A 7,635-nucleotide genomic window follows, 5' to 3' on the forward strand; every position below is an offset into this window, starting at 1 on the left:
GAACACCGCGCTGTCCCCGTACCGGGACCGCACCCGGCGCAGCTCGTCGCTCACCAGCGTGGTCGCTTCGTCCCAGCTCACCTCGACGAAGGCGTCCGAGCCCCTGGCGGCACGGGTGCGGGGCTCGCCGTCCAGCCAGCCCTTGCGCACCGCGGGACGCAGTATGCGGGCGCGGTCGTCGGCGGCGGTCACCATTCCGGGGCCGATGGGCGACGGCGCCGGGTCGTCGTCGGCCGGCTCGATCCGCACCAACCGGCCGGACTCGACCACGGCGACGTAACTGCCCCAGTGCGTCGCGACTGACACGCGTCGTTCCATCCGTCCACGGTAACGCCGATCGCGGCGGCATTCGGGGGATGTCGAGCGGCTCCATTCCTTGTGCCGCAGAATCTTCTGCGCCGCGGAGCAGTTGCCCGCCGGCGCGTTTCTGCCCGCCGCGGTGGAATCAGACGCGCACGAACCCCGAGCACATCACGCGCGCCCAGCTGATCCGGTCATCGGCCACGTCGTAGTACATCTGCTGCTCCATCAACGAGTCGCCGTCGGCGTTGCGCAGGTGCAGGCGGTAGGTGACGTGCCGGCGCGTGGACACCTCACCGGCCGAAGTGGACACCAGGGCCACCACCTCGTCACCCGGTTCCAGCCAGTTCGCGAACAGGACGTCGAGCAGCTCGCCGTGGCCGTGCGCCTCCCAGAACCGGCCGGGCGTCATCGCGCGGAAGTCCAGGTCGGGCGTGGTGACGGCGCGGATCCCGGCCTCGTCCTTGGCCGCGAGCGCCGTCGCGAATCTCTCTCCCGGTGTCGTCATGCCCCACAGACTGCGCCATGCCGAAGCGGAACTCTAGGCACATGTTGCCGATGTGGAGAACGGCCTCGGCGAGGAACGGTGTTCACAGCACAACATCGGTGAGGAAGGGCTTTTCATGAACCACAGCTCCACGGTCCTGCGAGGTGCCGGCATCGCCGCGCTCAGCGTGACGGCCGCACTGGCCATGGTGCCGTCCGCGGCAGCCGAGTCGCGGACGGGCAACCGCGGGCACGAGGTGTGCCGCGGCGTCACGGTGGAGAAGGGCGCACCGGTCATCAGCAAGGCGAGCGTGCTGGTCAAGGCGCCCGTGTCCGCGATCTGGCGGCTGCACACCGACATCGACGCCTGGTCCGGCTGGATTCCCGAGATCACGCCCGCGAGCAAGAACACGCCCGGTCCGCTGCGGCCGGGGTCGACGTTCTCCTGGTCGCCGCAGAACATGAAGGTCACCTCGACCGTCACGGCGGTGCTGCCGCAGGTGTGCACCGCGTGGGCGGCGCCGGTCAACGGCATCGACGGCGTCCACCTCTTCACGTTCAAGCCCGTGCGCGGCGGTGTTCTCGTGACCACCGAGGAGTCCTGGTCGGGCGCTCCCGTCGAGGCGGACGTCCCCGGCAGCCAGGCGAGCCTCGACGCCGGCCTCAGGGACTGGGTGAACCGCATCAAGGACACCGCCGAGAGCCGGGCCAACTGCCCGTAGCCGGTCAGGCGTCGTCCAGGGCGTCGAGCCCGTCCCGCCACCGCTGACGGCGTTCGTCCGCCGTCTGCTCCCACCACGGCGTGCCGCGCTCTCCGAGAGCGACCTTCGCCAGCTGGACCCGGTCGCGGGCGGCGCGTTCCGCGTCGGCGTCCTCGGCGCGGAGGGCGGCGCCGACGTCCCGGCGGGCCGCCATCAGCAGACTGCGCAGGCGGGCCGCCGGCTCGGGCGGGACCTCGGGGTCGGTGGCCCGCCAACGGCGTCCGTTGATGATGATGAAGTGCCCGTCTGGCGTGTGCTCCGGATCCACCGCACCAGAATCGCACCGATCGGGGCGACGGGCGCGGTCAGCGGCGGCGGGTGATGATGGGGAGATGGCGGAGGGCGACAGCGTGGCGCGGATCGCGGCACGGCTCGACGCCGCCACCTCCGGCGCGGTGATCGTCCACAGTGACGTCCGGCATCCGCGCTTCGCCACCGTCGACCTCGCGGGGCAGCGCATCCTCGAATGGCGTGCGCGGGGCAAGCACCTGTTGTCCCGCACCGATGCCGGCGTCACCGTGCACTCGCACCTCAGGATGACCGGCTCCTGGTCCGTGCTGCGCCCGCACAAGCGGTTGCCCGCACGGGTGTTGCCGCAGCTGCGGATCGCGTTGCGCCTGGACGACGGCCGCACGCTCGTCGGTGTCGCGCTGCCGGTGCTGACCGTGCTGAGGACGTCCGACGAGCACGCGGTGGTGGGGCACCTCGGCCCGGACCTGCTCGGCCCGGACACCGACAGCATCGCCGTGGCGGCCGCGCGGGTCGCGGCGGCCGGGGGAGAGGCGGTCGTCGCGGCGCTGCTGGACCAGCGCCGGGTGGCGGGGCTGGGCAACATGTGGGCGCAGGAGCTGCTCTTCCTGCACGGCGTCAACCCGTGGCGGCACGCCGGCGGTGTCGACGGCCTCGAAACGCTGCTCACCGATGCGCGGCGGCGGTTGCGGCACGCCGTCCGCGAGAACCCGTCCCAGAACACGACCGGCAGGCGGTCGCCCCGGCACTGGGTGTACGGGAGGGCACGGCGCCCGTGCCTGCGTTGCGGCACACCGATCGCGTTCCGCCCGGCAGAGCGCACCTCCCACGGCCGCGAGACGTGGTGGTGTCCGGTGTGCCAGCCGGACTGACGTCACCGCGGCACCCGGCCGAGATCGTTCTCTACCGGTTCGCCGAGCCCGTGCGCAAGAGGCAGTCACGGCGACGACCACGATGCGGAACGGTCCTGACCGGCGATGGTCGCGTCAGTACATTCACCGCGTGCTCACAGTCCGGACGTCGCGTTGGCTGTCGGTGCGGCTGATCGCCGTCGCCGCGCTGTTCCTGGTGTGGCAGCTGGTCGCCCTCGCCCAGATCTGGCCCGCCGCCGTCCTGCCCAGCCCCGGTCAGGTGTGGGAGCAGCTGCTGTCCACATCGGACTTCGCGAACGGCCAGGGCGGCTACGCCGGGTCGACGCTGGCCGAACGGCTGGGCGTCAGCCTGCGGCGGGTGGGCTACGGGTGCTTCTACGGCGTGCTGCTCGGTCTCGCGCTCGGCCTGGCGATGGGGCTCGTCCCGGTCGTCCGCGCGGTCACCGAACCCGCCGTCGCGTTCCTGCGCGCACTCCCTCCGCTGGCCTACCTGAGCCTGCTGGTGATCTGGTTCGGCATCGACGAGGAACCCAAGGTCTACCTGCTGATGATCGCCGCGTTCCCGCCGGTCGCGGTGGCCGCCGCGGCCGCGGTGAGCGGGGTCAACCGGCAGTACGTCGAGGCCGCGCAGGCGTTGGGCGCCACCACGTTCGACGTGATCAGGTCGGTGATCCTGCCCGCGTCGGGACCGGAGATCCTCACGGGCGTCCGGCTCGCCGTCGGCATCGCCTACAGCTCCGTCGTGGCGGCGGAGACCGTGAACGGCGCGGACGGCATCGGCGGCATGGTCCTCAACGCCCAGCGCTTCAACCAGACCGCGGTGGTCATCCTCGGTCTCTTCGTCATCGGCGTCACCGGCTTGGTCATCGACTCGCTGATCGTGGCCGCCCAACGCGCGTTGTCCCCGTGGCGGGGACGCGCCTGAGACCGAGGAAACCCCTGATGCCGATCTCGCGCAGGAACGCGCTCGCGCTGCTCGCCTCCGCACCGCTGCTGGCCTCGTGCGGCGTGGGCGGCTCGTCACCCGCCGCCGGCAGGACCCTGCGGGTGGCGTTCCAGAACTTCGCCGACAGCACGCTGCTGGTGAAGGACCAGCAGACGCTCGAGAAAGCGTTGCCCGACCACAGGATCACCTGGACCGCGTTCGACTCCGGCGCCAGCATCAACACCGCGTTCCTGGGTGGTGCCATCGACCTCGCGGTGATCGGCAGCAGCCCCGCCGCCGCCGGGCTCTGCCCGCCGTTGAGCATCCCGTACCAGGTGGTCGAGCTGCTGAACGTCATCGGCGACAGCGAGGCGCTGGTGGTGCGCAAGGCCTCCGGGATCACGAAGATCTCCGAGCTGGCCGGCCGCAAGATCGCCGCGCCGTTCAGCTCGACCGCCCACTTCAGCCTGCTCGCCGCGCTGGAGCTGGCCGGGGTCGACGCGGCCTCGGTCACGGTGGTCGACCTGGAACCGCAGAACATCCAGGCCGCGTGGCAGCGCGGCGACATCGACGGCGCCTACGTCTGGACGCCGGTGCTGAGCGTGTTGCAGCAGGACGGCGTGACGCTCACCGACAGCGCGAAGCTGGCGGCCGCGGGCAAGCCGACGCTCACGTTCACCGTGGCGCGCAAGGAGTTCGCCGACGCCAACCCCGACGTGCTCGACAAGTGGCTGGCCGCGACGAACGACGCGATCAAACTGGTCAAGACAGATCCCGCGAAGGTCGCGGCCGCGGTCGGCCGCCAGATCGGCATCGGCGAGGCCGACGCGCTGGCGCAGCTCAAGCAGAACATCTACCTGGACCACGAGGAACAACGCGGTCCCGACTACTTCGGCACCTCGGCGGCGCCGGGGCAGCTCGCGAACCGGCTGCGCGCCACGGCGGAGTTCCTGCGCGCGCAGAAGAAGGTCGAGCAGGTTCCGGACCTGGCGGTGTTCCAGGCCGCGCTGCGGGCACCGGGAGGCGGGCGTGCCTGACGTCGCCGAACTGCGCGGGGTCGAGCTCGCCTACCCCGCGAAGACCGGTCCGGTGCCGGCGCTCGGCCCGCTGGACCTGGCGGTGGCACCGGGGGAGTTCCTGGTCGTCGTCGGGCCGTCCGGGTCGGGCAAAAGCACGTTGCTGCGCCTGCTGGCCGGGTTCGAACGTCCGTCCACAGGGGACGTCGAGCTGCACGGCCACCCGCCGGTGCCCGGTCGCGAGGTCGGGGTGGTGTTCCAACAGCCGCGGCTGTTCCCGTGGAGCACGGTCGCCGGCAACATCGCCACGGCGTTGAAGTGGGCCAAGGTGCCGAAGGCGGACCGGGCCGCGCGGGCGGAGGAACTGCTGGCGCTGGTGGGGCTCGACGGTCTCGGCCCGCGCCGCACGTGGGAGATCTCCGGCGGGCAGCAGCAACGCGTCGCCATCGCCCGCGCCCTCGCAGCACGGCCGCAGCTGTTGTTGATGGACGAGCCCTTCGCCGCGCTCGACGCCCTGACGCGGGAACGGTTGCAGGAGGACGTGCGGACGCTCACCGACGACGGCAAGTCGGTCGTGTTCGTGACGCACAGCGTGGACGAGGCGGTGTTCCTCGGCAGCCGCGTCGTCGTGCTCACCGACCGGCCGGGCCGGATCGCGTTGAGCCTGCCCGTCGACCTGCCCCGGCACGGGGTGTCGGCCGACGAGCTGCGCGGCTCGCCGCGCTATGCGGCGCTGCGCGGGGAAGTGGGCGCGGCGGTGCGGGCGACGTCGGCCTCCCGGCCGGAGGAGCTGGTGGAGAAGTAGCTCTGCTCCGCGATCACCGGGTGGCGGGACGACGGGCGAGCGCGGCGACGGCGGCGAGGGCCGCGGCGGTGGCGACCAGGACACCGGCGGCTCCCGCGCTGACGGCGAGGGCACCGACCGCGCTGGGCAGCACGACCTGACCGAGCCGGTTGCCGGTCAGCCGCAGGGACATGGCCCGGCCGCGCAACCCGGGCGGTGTGGAGTGGGCCAGCCACGCCATGGTCAGCGGCTGGCCTACACCGAGACCGAGTCCCAGGCCGACGACCAGGCAGGCCATGACGACCGGCGGGAGCGGCACCGCGAGCGCGGCCATGGTCACCGCCGACAGGACCGTCGTGATGACCATCAGGCGCTGGCGGTCCAGAACGGTGACCAGCTTGCCGAGGAAGAAGCGCGAGGTCATCGACGCGACGGCGCGCAGGGTCAGCAGCAGCCCGACGAAGCCCGCCGTGAGGCCGTGATCGGTGCCGAGCGCGGGCAGGTAGACCAGGGTGATGTCCACGGCGGCGAGCACCACGCAGCTGACCAGCAACGCGCGGGGCAGTCCGGGGAGCCGGACCAGCGTCCGCATCCCGCCTGCCTCCTGCTCGCGAGCGCCGGACGGCCTGGCGGGCATGCGGATGAACAGGGCGCTGAGCGTGAGCACCAGCCCGATGGCGATCGAGCCGGCGAACAGGACGCCGGTGTCGGGAACCGGTCGGCCGCCACCGGCCAGCATGATCAGCCCGGGGCCGAGGGCCTGGCCGAGGGACGCGGCGAAGGTGTAGTAGCCGAACGCGGTGTCGAACTTCTCCGGGGGCGCGGCGTTGGCGACGGCGGCCTGCTGTCCCACGACGCAGAGCAGGTGCCCGGTGCCGAGGACGACGATCCCGGCGGCCAGACCGGCCGGGGTCGAGCCGGCGAGCACCAGCACCGCCGCGGAGGCGGTCATCAGCACCGCTCCGGCGATCATCACGCGTCGTTCGCCGAACCGGTCCGTGGCCTGTCCCGACGGGAGGGCCAGCACGAGCGGGACCACCGCGAACGACGCGGCCAGCGCGCCCAGCCAGCCGCCGGGGACGTCGAGCTCGATCGCCCGGTAGGTGACGGCGGGACGGAGCACGAACGTGATGACCTGTGCCAGGACCGAGTTGACGATCAGCCGGACGAGCAGGCGGCGCCCCTGCCCGCCCGTGTTCCCGAGTCGCCCGCCCACGCTGCCGACAGTAAGTCGAACAGCGGTATTTCTCAAGTATGAAGTACCGGGCGGAGATGTACTGCAAGTAAGCGGCAATAGCCAATTTATGGCAGTAAGCCGGTGTCGTTCGACCGGAGGCCGTTAGAACTCCTGAGGATCGCGACGTCCGCGGTCGAGGAGGAGGAACGATGAGGGACAACCGGCTGCTCGCCGACTCGGCGGTCACCGCGCTCGCGCCGATGATCTGGGGGAGCACGTACATCGTCACCACCCAGCTGCTGCCACCGGACCGGCCGCTGCTGGCCGCGGTGGTCCGCGCGTTGCCGGCCGGGCTGGTCCTGGTGCTGGTCGCGCGGATCCTGCCGCGGGGCATCTGGTGGTGGCGCGCGCTGGTGCTCGGCACGCTCAACATCGGCGCGTTCTTCTTCCTGCTCTTCGTCTCCGCCTACCACCTGCCGGGCGGGGTGGCGGCGCTGGTGGGCTCGGTCCAGCCGGTGATCATGCTGGTGCTGGCCGGGCTCGTGCTCGGCGACAAGGTCCGGCTGCCGCACGTGCTGGCGTGCTTCGCCGCCACCGCCGGTGTCGCGATGCTGGTCCTCAAGGCGACCGCCCACCTCGACCTGGTCGGCGTGCTCGCCGCGGTCGGCGGCGCGCTCAGCATGGCGTCCGGGGTCGTGCTCACGAAGAAGTGGCGGCGGCCGGACGGGCTCGACGTGCTGACGTTCACCGGCTGGCAGCTCACCGCGGGCGGTCTCGTGCTGTTGCCGGCGTTGTTCCTGGTCGAAGGCCTGCCGAGCACGATCACCGGCACCAACGCGCTGGGCTTCGGCTACCTGATCGTGCTCGGCTCGCTGTTCGGCTACTCGGTCTGGTTCCGCGGCACCGACCGCGTCCCTGCGATCGGCCTGTCGTTCCTCGGCTTCTGCAGCCCGATCGTCGCCACGAGCCTCGGGTTCGCGTTCCTCGGCGAGACGCTGGTGCCGTCGCAGCTGCTGGGCGCGGGAATCCTGGTCGCCGCGATCCTGCTGGTCCAGCTCACCCCGG

10 protein-coding genes are annotated in these 7,635 nt (G+C 71.9%); 6 read left to right on the top strand and 4 right to left on the bottom strand.

The window, feature by feature from the left end; all coding sequences use genetic code 11:
• A partial coding sequence (locus VF330_RS38750) for a molybdopterin-dependent oxidoreductase (RefSeq protein ID WP_330856722.1) occupies positions 1 to 318 on the bottom strand: 318 nt, incomplete at its 3' end.
• Positions 319 to 445: 127 nt separating this feature from the next.
• Positions 446 to 808, bottom strand: a complete 363-nt coding sequence (locus VF330_RS38755; RefSeq protein ID WP_330856723.1) for a hypothetical protein — start codon at positions 806 to 808, stop codon at positions 446 to 448.
• 115 nt (positions 809 to 923) lie between these two features.
• On the opposite strand from VF330_RS38755, the gene VF330_RS38760 reads away from it, so the two are divergent.
• Positions 924 to 1,508 carry an SRPBCC family protein gene (locus VF330_RS38760; protein ID WP_330856724.1) on the top strand — a complete coding sequence of 195 codons (585 nt, stop codon included), beginning with the start codon at positions 924 to 926 and terminating at the stop codon, positions 1,506 to 1,508.
• A 4-nt stretch (positions 1,509 to 1,512) separates the two neighbouring features.
• Here VF330_RS38760 and VF330_RS38765 read toward each other — a convergent pair whose 3' ends face one another.
• Complete coding sequence (locus tag VF330_RS38765) at positions 1,513 to 1,815, bottom strand: hypothetical protein (RefSeq protein WP_330856725.1); 303 nt, start codon at positions 1,813 to 1,815, stop codon at positions 1,513 to 1,515.
• Between the two features lie 64 nt (positions 1,816 to 1,879).
• Here VF330_RS38765 and VF330_RS38770 point away from each other — a divergent pair, with 64 nt between their 5' ends.
• The 4 genes from VF330_RS38770 to VF330_RS38785 all read left to right on the top strand — a co-directional run bounded on the left by VF330_RS38770 (position 1,880) and on the right by VF330_RS38785 (position 5,414).
• Positions 1,880 to 2,668 carry a DNA-formamidopyrimidine glycosylase family protein gene (locus VF330_RS38770; protein WP_330856726.1) on the top strand — a complete coding sequence of 263 codons (789 nt, stop codon included), beginning with the start codon at positions 1,880 to 1,882 and terminating at the stop codon, positions 2,666 to 2,668.
• A 130-nt stretch (positions 2,669 to 2,798) separates the two neighbouring features.
• Entirely contained in the window at positions 2,799 to 3,593 is a 795-nt protein-coding gene (locus tag VF330_RS38775) for an ABC transporter permease (protein WP_330856727.1), read from the top strand.
• A gap of 17 nt (positions 3,594 to 3,610) precedes the next feature.
• Entirely contained in the window at positions 3,611 to 4,630 is a 1,020-nt protein-coding gene (locus VF330_RS38780; protein ID WP_330856728.1) for a glycine betaine ABC transporter substrate-binding protein, read from the top strand.
• Positions 4,623 to 5,414 carry an ABC transporter ATP-binding protein gene (locus VF330_RS38785; RefSeq protein ID WP_330856729.1) on the top strand — a complete coding sequence of 264 codons (792 nt, stop codon included), beginning with the start codon at positions 4,623 to 4,625 and terminating at the stop codon, positions 5,412 to 5,414. Before VF330_RS38780 ends, VF330_RS38785 begins: the two co-directional genes overlap by 8 nt.
• A gap of 13 nt (positions 5,415 to 5,427) precedes the next feature.
• On the opposite strand, the gene VF330_RS38790 is transcribed toward VF330_RS38785, so the two are convergent.
• A complete protein-coding gene (locus tag VF330_RS38790; RefSeq protein WP_330856730.1) occupies positions 5,428 to 6,609 on the bottom strand; it encodes an MFS transporter in 1,182 nt (393 codons plus the stop codon).
• Between the two features lie 170 nt (positions 6,610 to 6,779).
• Here VF330_RS38790 and VF330_RS38795 point away from each other — a divergent pair.
• Positions 6,780 to 7,635 (top strand): EamA family transporter (locus tag VF330_RS38795; RefSeq protein ID WP_330856731.1); only part of this gene is annotated, 856 nt, incomplete at its 3' end.

Origin of the sequence: Lentzea sp. (assembly GCF_036380075.1) — a bacterium.
Classification (GTDB): Bacteria; Actinomycetota; Actinomycetes; order Mycobacteriales; family Pseudonocardiaceae; genus Lentzea.